At 40.0% G+C, this 16,308-nt stretch carries 14 protein-coding genes and 1 riboswitch; of the genes, 10 read left to right on the forward strand and 4 right to left on the reverse strand.

All coding sequences use genetic code 11. The annotated features are described in order from the left end of the window. Positions 1-159 precede the first annotated feature (159 nt). Positions 160-203, reverse strand: a riboswitch (PreQ1 riboswitch). Between the two features lie 110 nt (positions 204-313). Together H9647_RS00075 and H9647_RS00080 are read right to left on the reverse strand one after the other, a co-directional pair. Next, complete coding sequence (locus tag H9647_RS00075) at positions 314-1,021, reverse strand: AIM24 family protein (protein WP_191797042.1); 708 nt, start codon at positions 1,019-1,021, stop codon at positions 314-316. Positions 1,022-1,066: 45 nt separating this feature from the next. After that, entirely contained in the window at positions 1,067-1,504 is a 438-nt protein-coding gene (locus tag H9647_RS00080) for a hypothetical protein (RefSeq protein ID WP_191797043.1), read from the reverse strand. Positions 1,505-1,744: 240 nt separating this feature from the next. Here H9647_RS00080 and H9647_RS00085 point away from each other — a divergent pair, with 240 nt between their 5' ends. From H9647_RS00085 to H9647_RS00095, 3 genes are all read left to right on the forward strand, one after another. Next, on the forward strand, positions 1,745-1,891 hold the full coding sequence (locus tag H9647_RS00085) for a hypothetical protein (protein ID WP_191797045.1): 147 nt from the start codon (positions 1,745-1,747) through the stop codon (positions 1,889-1,891). A gap of 293 nt (positions 1,892-2,184) precedes the next feature. Continuing rightward, on the forward strand, positions 2,185-2,943 hold the full coding sequence (locus H9647_RS00090; protein ID WP_191797047.1) for a hypothetical protein: 759 nt from the start codon (positions 2,185-2,187) through the stop codon (positions 2,941-2,943). Positions 2,944-3,120: 177 nt separating this feature from the next. Further along, positions 3,121-4,122 carry a helix-turn-helix transcriptional regulator gene (locus H9647_RS00095; protein WP_191797049.1) on the forward strand — a complete coding sequence of 334 codons (1,002 nt, stop codon included), beginning with the start codon at positions 3,121-3,123 and terminating at the stop codon, positions 4,120-4,122. An 11-nt stretch (positions 4,123-4,133) separates the two neighbouring features. On the opposite strand, the gene H9647_RS00100 is transcribed toward H9647_RS00095, so the two are convergent. Beyond that, complete coding sequence (locus H9647_RS00100; RefSeq protein ID WP_191797051.1) at positions 4,134-4,805, reverse strand: 3'-5' exonuclease; 672 nt, start codon at positions 4,803-4,805, stop codon at positions 4,134-4,136. A 545-nt stretch (positions 4,806-5,350) separates the two neighbouring features. Between H9647_RS00100 and H9647_RS00105 the strand changes: the two genes are divergently transcribed. The 6 genes from H9647_RS00105 to H9647_RS00130 all read left to right on the forward strand — a co-directional run bounded on the left by H9647_RS00105 (position 5,351) and on the right by H9647_RS00130 (position 13,526). Further along, on the forward strand, positions 5,351-7,105 hold the full coding sequence (locus tag H9647_RS00105) for a proline--tRNA ligase (protein ID WP_191797053.1): 1,755 nt from the start codon (positions 5,351-5,353) through the stop codon (positions 7,103-7,105). 402 nt (positions 7,106-7,507) lie between these two features. Next, positions 7,508-7,654 (forward strand): hypothetical protein, encoded by a 147-nt coding sequence (locus tag H9647_RS00110; protein ID WP_191797055.1) that lies wholly within the window; start codon positions 7,508-7,510, stop codon positions 7,652-7,654. Further along, positions 7,621-8,511, forward strand: a complete 891-nt coding sequence (locus H9647_RS00115; RefSeq protein WP_191797057.1) for a CPBP family intramembrane glutamic endopeptidase — start codon at positions 7,621-7,623, stop codon at positions 8,509-8,511. The genes H9647_RS00110 and H9647_RS00115 overlap by 34 nt, the downstream gene beginning before the upstream one ends. Positions 8,512-8,522: 11 nt before the next feature. Further along, entirely contained in the window at positions 8,523-8,951 is a 429-nt protein-coding gene (locus tag H9647_RS00120; protein WP_191797059.1) for a hypothetical protein, read from the forward strand. Positions 8,952-9,231: 280 nt separating this feature from the next. Then, positions 9,232-10,158: a copper amine oxidase N-terminal domain-containing protein gene (locus tag H9647_RS00125; RefSeq protein WP_191797061.1), complete on the forward strand. Its 927-nt coding sequence runs from the start codon at positions 9,232-9,234 to the stop codon at positions 10,156-10,158. An 8-nt stretch (positions 10,159-10,166) separates the two neighbouring features. Continuing rightward, complete coding sequence (locus H9647_RS00130) at positions 10,167-13,526, forward strand: DUF5704 domain-containing protein (protein ID WP_225228971.1); 3,360 nt, start codon at positions 10,167-10,169, stop codon at positions 13,524-13,526. 329 nt (positions 13,527-13,855) lie between these two features. Here the strand turns inward: H9647_RS00130 and H9647_RS00135 are convergent, their stop codons facing one another. Further along, positions 13,856-15,655 carry a 5'-nucleotidase C-terminal domain-containing protein gene (locus tag H9647_RS00135; protein WP_191797065.1) on the reverse strand — a complete coding sequence of 600 codons (1,800 nt, stop codon included), beginning with the start codon at positions 15,653-15,655 and terminating at the stop codon, positions 13,856-13,858. Positions 15,656-15,854: 199 nt separating this feature from the next. Here H9647_RS00135 and H9647_RS00140 point away from each other — a divergent pair, with 199 nt between their 5' ends. Then, positions 15,855-16,295 (forward strand): VOC family protein, encoded by a 441-nt coding sequence (locus H9647_RS00140; protein ID WP_191797067.1) that lies wholly within the window; start codon positions 15,855-15,857, stop codon positions 16,293-16,295. Positions 16,296-16,308: the final 13 nt, after the last annotated feature.

Genomic DNA, 16,308 nt, shown 5'->3' on the forward strand with positions numbered 1-16,308 from the left:
CTTACTCGATCAACAAAAAACAGGCCGCTACCAAAGTTGGAGGGCACTTATATAGATTGACAAGGCTTCATTTACGAACACGAAAATGAGCAATCGGCCACTTTATGAAAATAAAGCTGCTGACTGCACAGGGGAGGTAAATAGCCTGCTTATTAGACAATCTGTATAGTTTTTTATAGAGGGAGTTCGCGAACCTCTCCCATGGAAATCGGATATCCCGCATGATGATCCATGGATTTATATTTGTAGTTGTCGTTAGTTCTTTATCGTACTCGTAGTATTATAGCAGAAAAAATGCACAATAGAAGACCTTTTACTTAATCAATACGTTTCCAAAAGGTAACACTTCACGCAAAATTCGTTTGAAAATACTCTCATCATTGTTCATATCACTCTCAAGTTTCCGATTTTCTCGGCCGGCCTGAAAAAGGACAGTACCTTGCCCGGTCATCTTCCAGTGATAGTTCATATGCTGACTCGCGAGGTGATTTCCGTACACGGTGAGTTCTAGTTTTGCATTTTCCGGATAAGCTATGACACTGCCCGCATCAACATACAGAGGGGCAGTTGGATGAAGTTCTTGTTCACAGACTTGACCTTGCGTGAGAATACCGATCACTCCATTACCCGAAAATTTCATCTTTATTGCATCTCTTGTGATCAGCATATTCTTGACCTTAAGAATTCTAGTCTGCATTTGAATGCCTTCACTATAGAAGAATAAATGCCGAAAATCATACAGCAGATCACTTTTCTCTTCGAGTTTGATTGATTTCATGCTAAAACCGGGCGGCAGGGCAGTGACAAACTGGCAAGGACCGCTAATCTCGGATTGAATGAGCTTATGTTTACGGTACATTCCGCTAATATTCATGAGACGATCATTTCTGCCCGTGCCGGACCCGCGGTAAGCAACAATCTGCTGCGGATGAAGCACATGAATCTTGTCTCCTTCCGTTAAAGAGAAAGTGACAGCTTGTCCAGTAACCGTGGAAGCTTCGTGTCCTTGAGAAATTTGCATCTTTTGTTTTGTTCCTTTCTATGAATAGAGAAACCTATTTTTAAGTTACATTCTCGAATGTCTTTGCATACGATAACGAATGATACGGACAAGCACGAAGTAGAATACGATAAGACAAATGCCTGTAATCACCATTGTCGTTATTCTTTTTTGTGTCTTCGTTCGTTGTTCCTCTGCTTTTTGCAGCTGACTAACCATAGAAGTAAGGCTTTCATTTTGCTCCATAAGATATTGATTTTGTGCGATCAATTTTTCATTATGAGCCTGGAATGATTCTATATTTTCTTTGGCATTGTTTAGCTCCGTTATCGTCTGTTCATAGCTTTGTTGTAATTTATTTACTTCCTCCGGTAGATTCGTAAACTGTTCATATCCGTTATATACATTTTCCCAAAACCCGGCCTGAGCCCGTTGATCTGAAATCATGAGAAGTAGACTGTACATGGCTAGTGTCATCAGTACAAGTTGCCACTTTTTTTTCATAGATCCACCACCTTATATATCCTATTAACCCGAAATAAAGAAAGAATAATAGGGAATACTGTTATTCTATACGATCATTTGTTTTTTATTGTTTCATATATTCTGAAATTGATTTAAAGAATGTATCAGAAATAAAAAAATATGTTTAGACGTACTTCGGATAGGTTAATTAGAAGGAAAAGGTCTTATTCGGGAAATAATGAACTGTGGTTGTCATATTTATAAGGAGGAAATACAGAAATGGAAAGCAGAGTAGATAAAAAAGTGTATAAAACAATTCGGGTTACGGTTAATGAAAAACCGGTTGGAAAAGCATTAGTTATGGACGGGGTCACTTATGCTCCGATTAATAAAAATAAAAGAACCGTAGAAATGAAACGTCGTTAATATTACTCATTCATAGTGAGCAACACGGTATAGGAATGAACGATCAGATCGGAAACGGGTATATGATTTAAAATCCCTCGTGTTCGGTTTTTTATTATGAGAAAAGATACAGTAAGGAACACAGATCTGTGAGATTTGTGTTTTTTTGTCATAAAAAGTCGGAAAATACCGAATGAATGGTGTAAAGACACAAAAATTTGCAACTATTTGTATAAGAACATATGTTCCCTGACAATCAGTTGTCTTTTTAACCTGTTAGTATTTAAGTAAAGCAACTGAGGGGAGAGATTTTAGTGAGTTCATCTTTGGATGTATTTTATACTTGGAACCGCGAAGCTATTCCCGTTTCTGGCGAAAATTCACTGTTTTTGCTGATTGAATGGCGCAGTGGACCACCGGCCAAGAGACAACTGAAGACACAGCCTAAACTGTTATTCCGTGAAATGGAATTGTTAATTAAACCTGAGAAGGACATGCATATTAAAGCGGTTCATGGTGTGAGAGCAAAAGAATCCGACGCCGGATGGGTAATTGGTCTTGGTAACGCGTATAAAGGGAAAACAAAATCTTTCTTACTAGAATTTGATGTAGGTTCTCAATCCCCAGGGAAGAAACCGGCATGTTCCGCCTATTGGAGTGCACTGAAGACAAAGCAGGAACAACGTGTTTTACTGCGCAGAGAACAAATTAATTTGCTTGTTTCCACACATTTTGGGGTAATTGGAAGAGAACCAGATCCACGGGTGCAGAAATATGCAATACTAAGTCAATCGACTGTAATTATGAAGCAGAGCCTCAGGGCATTTGAAAGAGGCAGAAGCGAAGAAGGAAAAGAAATTATAAAAAGACATACGGATGGATTGCTGATTTTGGCTACGAGAACGGGTGATTTAGAGTATTATCGGGAAGCTCAAATTCTGAGTCGTTTATGTCTTTATTATGAGCAGACTCATGAGAAATCCTGTTTTGATACGGTTGATGTGGAAGAAGATCAGAGTCTCGCTTTTCAAGTGTCTTATGGCAAGGATTACTATGATAAAGAAGCAAAATAAGCAGCAAGATTGCTGTTTAAAAATGGAGTATTCAGCACTTATCAGATAGCATCTAGGTTTATAACAGAATATACATAATGAAAATAAGTAAAATAACCGATATAAGTCTAAAGGACTATAAAACCATGAAGCCATCTTAGTTCTTTTTAACTACAGTGTTGTTATAGGGGGCATAGCATGACAGAGCGACTTATACGATTAATGCGTATTATTACCTTGGTACAAGCAAAACCTGGAATTTTAGCAAGAGAATTAGCAGAACGTTGCGAGACATCAGAGCGTACAATTTACCGAGATATGGATGCACTTAGTGCGATGCATATCCCGGTTGTAAATATGGGACACGGACGTGGATATCAGTTTATCAGCAGGTTTGCACTTTATCCCCTGAATTGGTCAGAAGAAGAAACGGAAGCTTTTGCAAAACTGGCAGATATCATGGGTGAAGTAAAGCCTTTATTGCCTTGCGCTTTTGAAAGTGCCTATGAGAAGGTTATGGCTGTAAGTCTAAAGAAAAAAACAGAACGAGTCGAATGGGCTGAACAATTTGCCGAAGTGATTCGGCTTGGAAAAGCAGAAAACCACTGGCAGGATGAAAGGGACAACAAAATCATTGTCAGTATTATACAAGCTTCATTGTCACAGAATACAATACAGGCTGTCTATGATTCGCCGATCGTGGGCGTTGAAGGGTTTGTTAATATAGAGCAATCGGATCTAAAACTAATGATCGATCCGTATCATTTAGTACCAAAAGGACATCATTTTTATGTAATCGGATATTGTCACAATACAGAGAGAGTTGAGTCTTTTCGAATGAGCTGTTTTCTAGAAGCAGAGATCATGCCTCAGACCTTTCGCAGAGAACTATATGCACAAAACATCTCTATGAAAGATACATTCTCTGTTAATCCAGGGGTGGAACGAACCTTATTTAAAGTGAGATTTTATAAGGAAGCTGTGGAGAAGATGAAACGAAGTGAATTTCTGGTAAAGCCTAAGTATATACATGAACCAGATGGGAATATGATACTTGAAGTCATGGTAAATAACAGTGAGGAATTTATGGATTGGCTTTTGCCTTATGGACCTGCTGCCGAAATTCTCGAGCCCCCGTATTACCGAAATCAATTACGAGAGAGGCTCAAGACTTGGCTTTGTTCCTATCAAGATGAGTAACTAATGCAGTACTAGGAGTTAGATGGCCCAAGCAATTTGGCAAGATCTCCAAAGGGGTTATGTTTATCATCATCTCCGCTCGAATATACAAGTTTGGATTTCGTTCCTTCTTCGTCAGCGGCACTGTTCTCCGCCAGTTTTAGATGTTCAAAATGATGAATAAATATTCTTGCTGTATTGATGGCGTCATCAAGAGCACGATGCTGAGTGCCGTCAAATGGAATACCACACATCGTAAGGGCCTGACTTAGTCCAAGCTGGCGGGAACCGCCTTCTTTACGAAGCGCCCTTGAGATTTGTTTTTGGATGTCATTATGGTTCCTGATCCAGTCCACTTTCACCTGGTGCGTACGGCAATGGGATAAAAATTTACTCTTGTCGTCTGGTCCCCAGGAACAGAGATAATAGGTATCAGGCAACCATTCGATAAATTGCTGAACAGCTTCGGGGAATAGAGGAGCTGCATCAATATCTTTCTGCGTAATACCGGTGAATTGGATCGTATCTGTGGATAAAACGGATTTATTGGAAGGTCGTACATAGGTATGAAATGAATCAACAACCCCTAGATTTCCTTTATCATCAATCGGGGAAACTTTCACCGCTCCGATGTCAATAATCTCGGAAGAATACCGAGTGCTTCGGCTTACCGTAAATTCAAGATCGTAGATAATGTAATTCATCAGAATTAACTCCTTTCTCTATTTATTTCGAATTCATCGACAGGCTAATTTTAAATGGTCTCAGATCTATTGTACTATATTCCCTGTTAGATGTTAGACTGTCAGCGTATTTTCTATCAGTTTCTTGGCAAGTATACTAGATATCTAGTTTTATCAGGCTTGTGTAAACGAAGTGATTGACTTTTATGCCATATTCCATTAGTCTTTTGGAAAATGTGAACAGCGATGATCAAGGACATAGTATAGGATGACAACAAATTTCATTAGAGAATGAGATCCGGCAGGCTGAAAGGTCTCTGAAATTTGAACTTATACTCCTACCTTGGAGCTGCAAGTAAATCTTTGAGAAGATTTGACTTGCCGGGTTAGGCACGTTATGCCGTAGAGAAGATCATTCTTTTGTATCGTGCCACGTTAGACTGGGTAACAGTTTGCGTATTACATTGCAGAGGAATGAACTTAAATTAGGGTGGTACCACGACATTTTCGTCCCTTGACGAAAGTGTCTTTTTTTATTTTATATTCTATAGTGGGAGGGGACAATCATGCGTCAGAGTCAGTTGTTTATTCCAACACTGAGAGAAGCGCCTGCGGAGGCAGAAGCGCGAAGTCATCAAATTTTGCTGAGGTCAGGTATGATTCGGCAAACGGCATCCGGTATCTACAGTCTTTTACCGTTAGGCAGAAGGGTCCTTCATAAAATAGAACAAATTGTTCGAGAAGAAATGGATGCCATTATGGCTCAAGAAACGCTGCTTCCTTCGCTGCAACCAATAGAGCTATGGGAAGAATCAGGTCGAAATCGTGATTATGGGCCAGAGCTTATGAGATTATCTGATCGCCATGACAGGTCCTTTGCTCTTGGACCTACTCACGAAGAAGTGATCACCGCACTAATCCGCGATGAAGTTCATAGTTACCGTCAGCTCCCACTTACGCTATATCAGATCAGTACGAAGTATCGGGATGAACGAAGACCTCGTTTTGGTCTACTGCGCGGCCGCGAGTTTCTTATGAAAGATGCGTATTCTTTTTCCGCTAATTGGGAGGAGCTTGACCGAGTATATGAAGATATGGTCCAGGCGTATACACGAATCTTTACTCGGGTAGGACTTCACTTCACGAAAGTGGAAGCAGATGCAGGGACGATTGGAGGAAGCGGCGAAACGCACGAATTTATGGCGCTAGCAGACATTGGTGAAGATACAATTGTGACTTGTACCGCTTGTGATTATGCAGCTAATCTGGAGAAGGCGATTTATAAAACAGGTACAGATGCCGAAGTGACTAAACCGTTTACGCAAGGGACAGAATCTCAGAAGGTAAAGGTTCATACCCCAGACACGAAGACCATTCAGCAAGTTGCTTCATACCTGAATCTAGAACCGCAGAATGTAATCAAGACCCTGTTGTATGAGGCAGATGGGGTTCCTATTGCTGTACTGATTCGTGGAGATCATGAGGTGAATGAGATTAAACTGCAGCATGCACTCAAAGTGGAGCAACTGGAGATGTTAGATCAAGAAAAATACAAGGATGATTTACAGCTTCCTGTAGGATATCTCGGACCTTATGATCTTTCCATGAAAATCATTGCCGACTATGCTGTTATTTCTATGGATCGTGCGGTGACTGGGGCGAATGAAGTGGACCATCACTATATTCAAGTGCAGCCTGGGCAAGATTTCACATGGGATGCAGCAGCTGATATTCGGAATGCCGTAGAGGGAGATTTATGTTCTTCGTGTGGTTCTGCGCTTACGTTCGATCGCGGAATCGAAGTGGGGCATGTATTTAAACTGGGTACAAAATATAGTGATGCGATGGGCGCTACCTTCCTTAATCAGACAGGGACTCCTCAAAAACCGATTATGGGCTGCTATGGTATTGGGATATCTCGGCTACTTGGAACAATTGCGGAGCAATACGCAGCAGATCTTAAGATGAGCTGGCCGGTTGCTGTTGCTCCCTATCACGTGCATCTCATTCCGATTTCTGTGAAAGATGAGGTACAGATGGAACTCGTTCACGAACTTGAGAGTTCACTGACTGCCCTTGGCGTGGAGGTACTTGTAGATGATCGAAATGAGCGTCCGGGCGTGAAGTTCAAGGATGCTGATCTAATTGGGTTGCCGATGCGAGTTATTGTAGGAAAAAATGCAGCAGACCGACAAGTCGAGTGCAGTTGGCCGGCGAATTCTCAAGATACAGAGAATACAGAACCGTCTAGTTCTGAGCGTATGTCTGTGGAAGAAGTGCTTGAGATAGCGAAAATGCATATTTTCCCAAAAGTAGACTAGTCAAAATGATTAATATATTATATTCTATTAAAAAAGAGTTTGACCTCAGCATATAACGATTTGTCCTAAAGCATAGGGCCTTGATTTCAATCAAGGCCCTTTTTTGTGTCTTTTTAGGGTTGTTGTGTTTCATGTGGATTAATTACGAATAAAATATTACGTGCATTGTTTATATATTTTGGCATGCGAATCAGTGTATTCCGACTGAAGCATATTTTATTATTCCATATATGATAAAACTATTACTTTACACTTTGGTATTACATACAGTGACATTGATTACCTATATTTACTTATATATGGAATATAATCACGTATGACAAACTACTCATTCAAACTAATGGTAACGCCTACCTTTGTGAGATTTGATTCCGTAAGAAAATCAAAGTAGGAGGTGATATTGTGAGTTCAGTTTTAGATGATCGGTACCAATTACACAAAGACATTAGACAGTTTGAGATTGATGGAATACGGATGATTGAGAATCACCACGATTTATTTGTGATCAGGGTATCATGCCAAAGATTATTAGCGATGTGGCTTATTTAAGACAAAATGCTCCCGTAACTTTGATTGCAAACAATCATGCTCAAAACATACATCATATTAATGAGTATTTAAACTTTGCTAAACAATTTGATCTCAATCTATTCTTTAGTGTTCTTACTATGAATCCAGAAGACGAGTTGTTTTTAGCAAATGCAGCATTAGTCGCAGTGTACGGTACTATCTTCAAAGTAATAGGAATAAGGAAGTTTGAAAGAAGGGATCTCGAATGGAGAGTTTTTAGTGTCAAAAGACAGAAAGAGAACATTATAGAAGTTATTGGACACTTTGTCATCCTATTGATTTTGCCTACACTTATGGTCTCTATATGTGGAATTGTTATGAGTTTTTTAATATCAGGAAACAGTGAGTGGGTTTCATTACTTCTGATCATTGGAGTTAGTATGACTGTAGGGTTTATTTTATTTCCTTATGCGTATCTGAAGAAGTTATATCAGGTGAAACGAGAAGAATTGGGAGTTCGATCAGTCCAATACCTTGAAATCATTATCGGATGCATAACCTTAATTGCTCTCTATTCTTATTTGCTTAGTAAAGGGATTGATTCTCAGGTTCTGATTTTAAGCACAGTTCAAATGTGCATTGTTGCTGTCACAGAAGAATTCTGGGCACGTGGGGCAATGTGCTATATCATCAGAAAGCTCTATAACAGGGCATGGTTCGTTGTTTTGTTAAGCAGTATATGTTTTGCGTTTGTTACACATATGAATGAGCCCTTTATGGATAATGTACTGTATCGTTTACCTGGTTCGGTCGTGATGGGTGTAATCTATGTAAAGACCAAGAACTTGCGCTACACGGTACTCTTTCATTTCACATATAATCTCATGAATATTTAGGGAGGGTGCATATGAAAACAAAACTACTATTTATCTTGTCGTGTGTTATTCATATCCTTTTGTTATATGTTCTGGTGAAGTTTCAGCGTCAAGTCGATATAATTCAAATCTTTACTTTGGTCTTTCTTCCCATTGTCGCGAGCGTAGGTATCGGGCTGATTGCACAGATGTTTTGGATTAAAGAAAAGCAGGGGTATGCCAGGAATGTAGGAATCGTGTTTAGTATTCCGAGCTTGATATATACTTCTGTTGCTTCATATATTATCAGCAGGAATATTGAAAGTGTTTTTAATGCTAGCCAGAAGTATCAATCGGACTACGTAAACATCTCGACAAGCAGTTCACCATGGTTTGCATATATCATTATTATGGTGATCACACTGACACTGCATTACATAATCGCAGGCGCGGGGCTTAAACGTAAAATGAAACTCAATTAGCTGAATGTTCTGTGCTGTTCTGGAAGAAACCGAAGGGCAAATCATGAAATGTTTCAGAAGGATTTAAAGTTTATCATGTTAATTAGCACCAATTTTTCACCCCCGATCCTGCTTCCAGGCTTCGTAACCAAGCACTGGGGACTGGGGCAGGACGCTACCGGGGTAACCCTGAGTAGAGAATTCTAGAAAAAAATGTATTTAAATACGTTAAAAGGTAAGTTTTATAGACCGATATAAAATACATAGTATAAAAATTTAATGATGGGAGATTAAAAAAAGCATGAAAAAGGTAATCTTGTCGATTATGTTAGGATCATTGGTATTTGCTTCGTTACCTGTTGATCGTGTAGAAGCTGCGGGTGCTACTTCCGTAGAAGTACTATTAAATACAAAGAAAATGAGTTTTCCTGATGCGAAACCTTTTCAGGACTCGCAGGGAAGTGTAATGGTTCCGATTCGGTTTGTATCTGAAGCCTTAGGTGCTAAGGTGAGTTATAGTAAAAGCGGAAAGACGACTGTGGTTGGTGTTACGAATAAAGATCATACGGTGAAAATGACGGTGGGACAAACAACGGCTTTGATTGATGGAAAAAAGAAAAGTTATGGTACCAAAATTATATTGAAGCAAAATCGGACCTTTGTTCCTTTACGATTGGTGAGTGAAGGGTTAGGGCAGAAAGTGGAATGGGATAAGATAGGGCGCTGGGTTTGGATTGGAGAAAAGAATTTTAGGAGTACGGATGATAAGGAATTTAAACTGAGTCCACTTAGTGACTTTAAAAGTTATTTCGAAAAGACTCCAAATCGACTTAGTGAAAAAACACAAGGTGTAAAAGTTATAAAAATGAGTGATTTTCCAATCCGTCTAGGAAGTGGACAAGTCATTTATAGCATAGAAATGGTAAAGCGTAATGGAGAAAATTTTATTGCTATTAGAAGTAGTGAGAGAGGTAATCCTATAGACTTCTTAATTAAAAATGACTATATAAAAGGAAGAAATCACGTAGATAATGCATTTCAAAATAATAGTGATAAGACAGGAACAAACTTCTATCCTATTATCAGTTCTTCAGATCATTTTCAAAATGGGAAGTTTGTAGAAAATTATGATTACACAAAATTTAAACTTAGTAGTGTAGATTATATTTCTTTCAGAACAGATGACCCAGATAACTATATTGTAATGGTTTCTAACCCTTTTAAATGAAAGGACTTATGAGAAAAAAATTAACTATCATTCTAATAAGCGTTATTTCTATATTGTCATCTGTGTTTATTCTTCCTCCAGGACAGGCAAAAGCAATTGGGGTGGAAAGATTATTTCAAAGTCCTGATAATCCTAATATATATTATTTTGTGGGTATGGTTTATTTTGAAGTATGGCGAAATTCTGCGGGAGATTGGACTGATGGTAAAAAGCCAGGAGGATCTTACAATGTTGATGGTTTTGATTATACATTTTCCTTTAATTCTTCTCGAAAAGTTAAAACGGTGAAGGTGAGCAATTTTAATTTTAATTGGAAATATGCTGAAGAAACTTTTGATGCTTCCCGCAAAGGAGAGTTAGCTACAAATAATAGAAAATACTATGAAGATGCAACCTCAACCAGATATAACTTTACTAATCCAGTAGTATGGACAGGTAAGGGTACTAATACGGCTTATGTTCCCATTTACGTTAACAATGGATTGCTTGAAGCAAATATCCAACCTATCGATCGTAAAAAGGAAGAGGAAGACGACGGAAAACATTTTGATTCTACTGTGTTAGGGTATCGATATTTTTTTCCTACTCTTTTTGAGATCGAACTAGAACCTGAAGAAGGTAAAGCAATCATAAAACATTACACTACCACAGGTAAGTCTCTTGATGGAGTGTCTGGCTTCAAGAATCGTGAAGAGAAGATAGATAAAGATAAAGCTTATAACTTTCCTCATACGACAGGGACAGCAGATTATCCATACATAGGTTATAAGAAAAGTACCGTTGCTTCACCAAGTGGAGGTGACATTCTACCAGGGGATCCTCCTAAATTCACTTATGATGCAAGTTTCCCAATCTACTATGTGAATTTCTATTACGAACCAAAAATAGATCCACCACCGTCTCAGCCCTCTGATCCAAGTGGAGGTGGAGCCTGCACATACAATATAAATCCACCATCTCAAGTGGCTTCACCTGTATCGTCATTCATGGAACCGGGTGCACAAGGACATATCCTTGCGGATAACAACTCGAATGGAAGACAGTTTGATGCAACTCTCGGTATTCCGACTTCAGAGAACCTTTACGCAAATACGTGGGCTATGAACTATTTGTATCAACATACTTTTGGTCAGCAGAAAGGTAAAGTTACGTATACCTGTAATGTAGAAGCTACTTACGTTTTAAAGTGGAAGGAAAAACAGCCGGATAAAGTAGATGATAAAGGTAATAAGACACCGCAACCTGATATTGATAAGACAGATACGGAAGTGAAGAGCTATCCTTTTTCTTTTACTCGAGATTACTCCTACTGGAAGGTCAATAATCTTGAAGTCTATCAGATCAATGAAGCAACGATGAGTAACTATGCTTTGCCTAGCGGAAACATAACCTTACGCCCCAAAGGGTATAGTCCTCCTTCTCTAAATATGGAGCATGCTGAAGATGTAGAGGTACATGTTATACCAAAAGAAACAGGTGATATTCGTTTTACACCGGAAGTCGTCGATAAAGGTGGATATTCTAAGCCTTCTCCTCCTGATGATACATCGAAGATAAAGGCATTAGCTGAAGGACAAACCAAACCTCCTGATGTGAAAAATGATACCCTACAGTTTTCTTATGGCGGCAGTACTACCACAGTAATGGATGGAAGCACGGTCTCACAGAATGGGCCCACTCCCTCGAAAATACCGAATCCATCTAAGATTGGATCGTATAAGGAAACGGGAGAACAGGTGCTTTTCCAAGACCGGTTGCTGATCAGCCGTTCTTTAATGAACCAAGCTCATACCACCTCTTCTGGAAGCATTAAGTATGGTTTGTTGCCTACGAACATAGGCGGCAGTGGAGATAAAACCTATCCGGTATCTCCAATCAACACCGTTACGGTCCATACCCCGGTGGTTAATTACTCTTCTGTAACGGATGATCAGGAGCATAACCAAAAGACAAAACCGAACGCGTCTCGAGCCGCTTTTATCTTAGATCGACCTTTCAAAGTACGAATCCCAACAAGTGGACAGCATGTCAGTTACCCTGGATATGGTGATCGTGATTATGCGAAGTATGTGAGGAGTAAGGAAGTTTATTTTCCCTTTGACGTGTACAGCGGGGATCAGCGTACTTTCTATCCAAAAAATACTTGGATTTCTGTCCCTGTAACTCAGCTCGAAATGGAATTCTTCCTGCCGGTATGGGTAGATGAAGAGGATTATACGGTATTGTTCCGTACGATCGCCGAGAACGCACCAGCCGATCTCAGCCATCAGCGGGATGCCAATACCAATCTTGCACATCATGTTGCCACAGATTCGGCAGAAGTTGAAGTCATTGGACGATTATATGATTTTCACATTACAGATATTGCAGATTATGAGTGGGAGAATGTATTCCGTAGTAGTCCAGGAAGTTATGTACCCTCCGGTTTTAGCTACTGGACAGGACTCAAAGGAATTGACGGTGCCGCCAGAGGTAATAAACTGCCTTATAACCTGCCTGTGAGACCAGGAAGTCATCCGGTTCAGAGTTACGCTAATGTAGCTGTGAACACAGGTTATCATTTCAAGTTTGATGTAAAGACAAAAGGGAATATGTTTTCATCCACCGATGGAATACGGATTACACCTGCCTTTTATTATGTAGCCGAGGATGGCACAGAGAGACAAGAAGTGGATCTATACTACAGTAAAGGTAACAAACATTTTATACGGATCGGTTCGGAGCAAGACGAAGAGAAAAGATTCGTTGTGCTAAATACACGTTTGCGTAACGTACCTCTTACGGAAATGGCGGATACGGCAGCTTATCGTTATGCAAAAGAATTATCTGATGACGATCGGCACCAGACTTCAAAAGGCGTCTACACAGCGCAGTATGTAACAGGAGCTGCGAAAACTCCTGCTTGGGCAGGACGCTATTCCTGGATGTTATTATCCCGAGATTTGCGTACGTTCATGGGTCCAAAAGATAAATTGCCTGAAGGCGTCGATACGTACCGGGCTAGTGCCTCGATCCAGCATTGGTATGGCGAATATAGCTTGCCAGCAGATGTAGTAGCAGTGAAGAAAGGAACTTCATTAGAGAAGTATGCAAGAGCTGAAATGTTGGATGACCAATCAGATGTACTGCTGAAAAATGGGTATATCATTGTTAACTTCAATATGGAAAGTATTCAGAATGGAGATACCGTGAATCCTCACTTGCAATACATTCACTCCCCGCTGATGAATCAGTGGAGGTTAGAAGGATATGAGCGTGGGTTCGTTACGCCTAAAGGGTATTCATTTTCATCATTGGATGGAGATGTTCTGTATTACAACAGTGACCTATCAAGCCGAGATGATTTCTCTTCGGAGGTTCCTCATTAGGTGAAGGAGAGAAAGTCGCTTTTTACTCTTAAAATCAAACACCAAAAAGGCCCTGCATATGCAGGGCCTTTTTGAGCATGCTGTTCAAACTTCTAACGCTCTTATGATATTTTTCGTCTTACTTATGTGTTCCATTCATCATCTTGCTTACAAACTATTACTAATTGACTACTTTTTTGTTTAAAACTTACATATGGGTTTGCCTACGAGCTACATAATCACGACTTCTTAACTATATTATCGGTTATACAGCGAGAATATTAATAGAATAGAGAAATATTTTTAGAAAAAATATGATACAAGCATGACTTTTGATCTATATTTTGACATTAAGACGCAACTGGGAGCTTTAAAGTCTGACCTGGATAGATCCAATGTGCATTTTTAAGCTTATTGAGTTGTTGAAGGGTCTGCCAAGTCGTGTTGTATTTAATGGAAATCGAATACAAAGTGTCTCCTGATTTTACAACATACACAGAAGGTTTTTCCGTAACCGGTTTAGAAGGTTTACTAGGTTTTTCGGGTTTTACAGGAACCTCAGGGGTTGGTTTTTCTTCTGCTGGCGGAGCAATAACCGGTGCTGTTCCTTCTGAAATCCGGCCATCTGTAGTAACCGTTCCTTTACCTAACTTTTGCAAATGAGTAATCAACGCTTCATCCAGAGAGCCGTACAATCCTGCTTGGCTATATTTCTTGAACATATCGTACTCATCGCCGCCGATGGACGTGAAATCATTGGTAGCAAGGGAATAGGTTGCTTCTGGATCAATTGCTTTTCCGCCAACCATCACGGAATGAACGCGATTTCCAGCTTCTTTTGAAGGATCAATTTTAAAAGTAAAACCCGAGATTTGCGGGAATCCGCCGCTTGCTTCTGGATAGCTTTTTACCCCGTTTTCGAGTGCTGCGATGAGGTCTTCGCCTTTGACATTCAGTGTGACAATCTGGTTACCAAAAGGAAGAACCGTAATGACTTCGCCTTTAGTTACGTCACCTTTATCAATCGAAGCACGAATACCGCCGCCGTTCGTTAAGGCTACATCCGCTCCGGACACATCACGAAGGGCATCTGCAATGAGGTCTCCTAGATTGGTTTCGCCCGTACGTACTTTCTCACGAGCACCTTCCAGATCTGTTGCGATATTTGCTACCACTTCGTCAAGGATCGGTGCTTGTTCTTTGGTGATGGAACCAACTAGAGCTGCTACTTTTTCATTAGGAGCAATTCCTGCCGCTTCTTTTTCGTCAATAAGGGAGGCTTTTTTCTTAACCACGTCGCCGCCGTCAACCCATAGATCCACGACCCCAACATATTTAGTGTATTCACCGGCACTGGCAATTAATGTCCCATTATCCGCCAATATGCCATCTTCGAGTGTTGTATGGCTATGACCATCAATATAAACATCAATGCCATCCACTTCCTCTACCACATCAAATGTATTATCAGTATCCGAATCGTCCTGCCCAATATGAGCGAGTGCAACGATAACATCTACTTTGTTACGAAGTTCATCTACGTATTTTTGCATTTCATCTGATGGATCCGTGAACTCAATGCCTTCTACGTTTTTCGGATTTGTCTTATATGCAGTTTCCGGCGTAGTAAGGGCGATAATTCCGAGTTTTACTCCATCCACTTCTTTAATAATATATGGATCAAAAAGGCCTGTGCTGTTCTTTTTCTTCACATTGGCACTAATCATAGGGAAATTTAAATCTTTACTGAGCTTCACTAGATGCTCCCAGCCGTAATTAAATTCATGGTTACCGGGAACGATGGCATCATATCCCATTTCATTCATGACTTTCACGATGCTTTCCCCGTTAACGAGCGTAGCGAAGGTTGTTCCGTGAATCGCGTCACCGCCATCAAGAAGAAGAGTGTTTGGGTTATCCTTACGATACTTGTCTGCAATGCCTGCTACTTTGGCGTATCCCATGTTTGGAGACTCTTCTACGGCTCTTGCATGTGTATCATTTGTATGTAGGATGGTGATGTGAGTTCCTTTTTGCTCCGGTGCTGTAACCGAGCCTGGTGTTACTACCGCTGCATTAGCGAAACCCACTGAACTGAAAAATAATGCGGAAACTGCAAGTGTTGAAAACGTCTTTTTCCATTTATACATATAAGTTTTAACCCTCCCAATTTTTATCTCAAGCACATTTTACCAAATAAAGATCGAAAATAGTTTATTTTTTTTACTCATTTTTTGAATGGATGGAAGGTTACGCCAAAAAAAATATGAAGTAGAATATATATAGTATGGTCTGTTTTGAATATGAATTAACGTAAAGCTCTTATTTTCATGGGAGGAGGAATTACAAATGATTAGAGGATTGTTTGAAACACATCTACATGTACTGGATCTGACACGTTCTGCTGTATTTTACGAAGATCAGCTTGGACTGGAACTCGCCCATACCGATAGCCGTGGGGCCCGGTTTTACTGGATTGGTGGAAAAGGAAATGCCATGCTTGGTTTATGGAAGAAGGAGCCGCATGAAATGGTTAAGCAGCATTTTGCTTTTGAGGTACCGCTGTCTGAATTTACAGAGACATTAGACAATCTCACTCAAAAAGGAGTGCTCCTCGATAATTTTGTAGGCGACAAGACCGGCAGACCTTATGTTTTTGGCTGGATGCCTGCTGTCTCTATGTATGCAGAAGATCCAGATGGTCATTTAATCGAGTGGCTGTCCATGCTTCCAGGAGAAGCGAAGCCAGAACTTGGGGTGATTCCATGGGAAGACTGGGATAAATTATAATCGTATAACGTGT

It is taken from the genome of Paenibacillus gallinarum (genome assembly GCF_014836635.1).
In the GTDB taxonomy this organism is placed as follows: Bacteria; Bacillota; Bacilli; order Paenibacillales; family Paenibacillaceae; genus Paenibacillus; species Paenibacillus gallinarum.

Bases quoted from the DNA above. Each gene is read 5' to 3' on its own strand.
- H9647_RS00075 (WP_191797042.1), bottom strand. From the start codon at position 1,021: ATGCAAATTTCTCAAGGACACGAAGCTTCCACGGTTACTGGACAAGCT.
- H9647_RS00080 (WP_191797043.1), bottom strand. From the start codon at position 1,504: ATGAAAAAAAAGTGGCAACTTGTACTGATGACACTAGCCATGTACAGT.
- H9647_RS00085 (WP_191797045.1), top strand. From the start codon at position 1,745: ATGGAAAGCAGAGTAGATAAAAAAGTGTATAAAACAATTCGGGTTACG.
- H9647_RS00095 (WP_191797049.1), top strand. From the start codon at position 3,121: ATGACAGAGCGACTTATACGATTAATGCGTATTATTACCTTGGTACAA.
- H9647_RS00100 (WP_191797051.1), bottom strand. From the start codon at position 4,805: ATGAATTACATTATCTACGATCTTGAATTTACGGTAAGCCGAAGCACT.
- H9647_RS00105 (WP_191797053.1), top strand. From the start codon at position 5,351: ATGCGTCAGAGTCAGTTGTTTATTCCAACACTGAGAGAAGCGCCTGCG.
- H9647_RS00115 (WP_191797057.1), top strand. From the start codon at position 7,621: ATGCCAAAGATTATTAGCGATGTGGCTTATTTAAGACAAAATGCTCCC.
- H9647_RS00120 (WP_191797059.1), top strand. From the start codon at position 8,523: ATGAAAACAAAACTACTATTTATCTTGTCGTGTGTTATTCATATCCTT.
- H9647_RS00125 (WP_191797061.1), top strand. From the start codon at position 9,232: ATGAAAAAGGTAATCTTGTCGATTATGTTAGGATCATTGGTATTTGCT.
- H9647_RS00130 (WP_225228971.1), top strand. From the start codon at position 10,167: ATGAGAAAAAAATTAACTATCATTCTAATAAGCGTTATTTCTATATTG.
- H9647_RS00135 (WP_191797065.1), bottom strand. From the start codon at position 15,655: ATGTATAAATGGAAAAAGACGTTTTCAACACTTGCAGTTTCCGCATTA.
- H9647_RS00140 (WP_191797067.1), top strand. From the start codon at position 15,855: ATGATTAGAGGATTGTTTGAAACACATCTACATGTACTGGATCTGACA.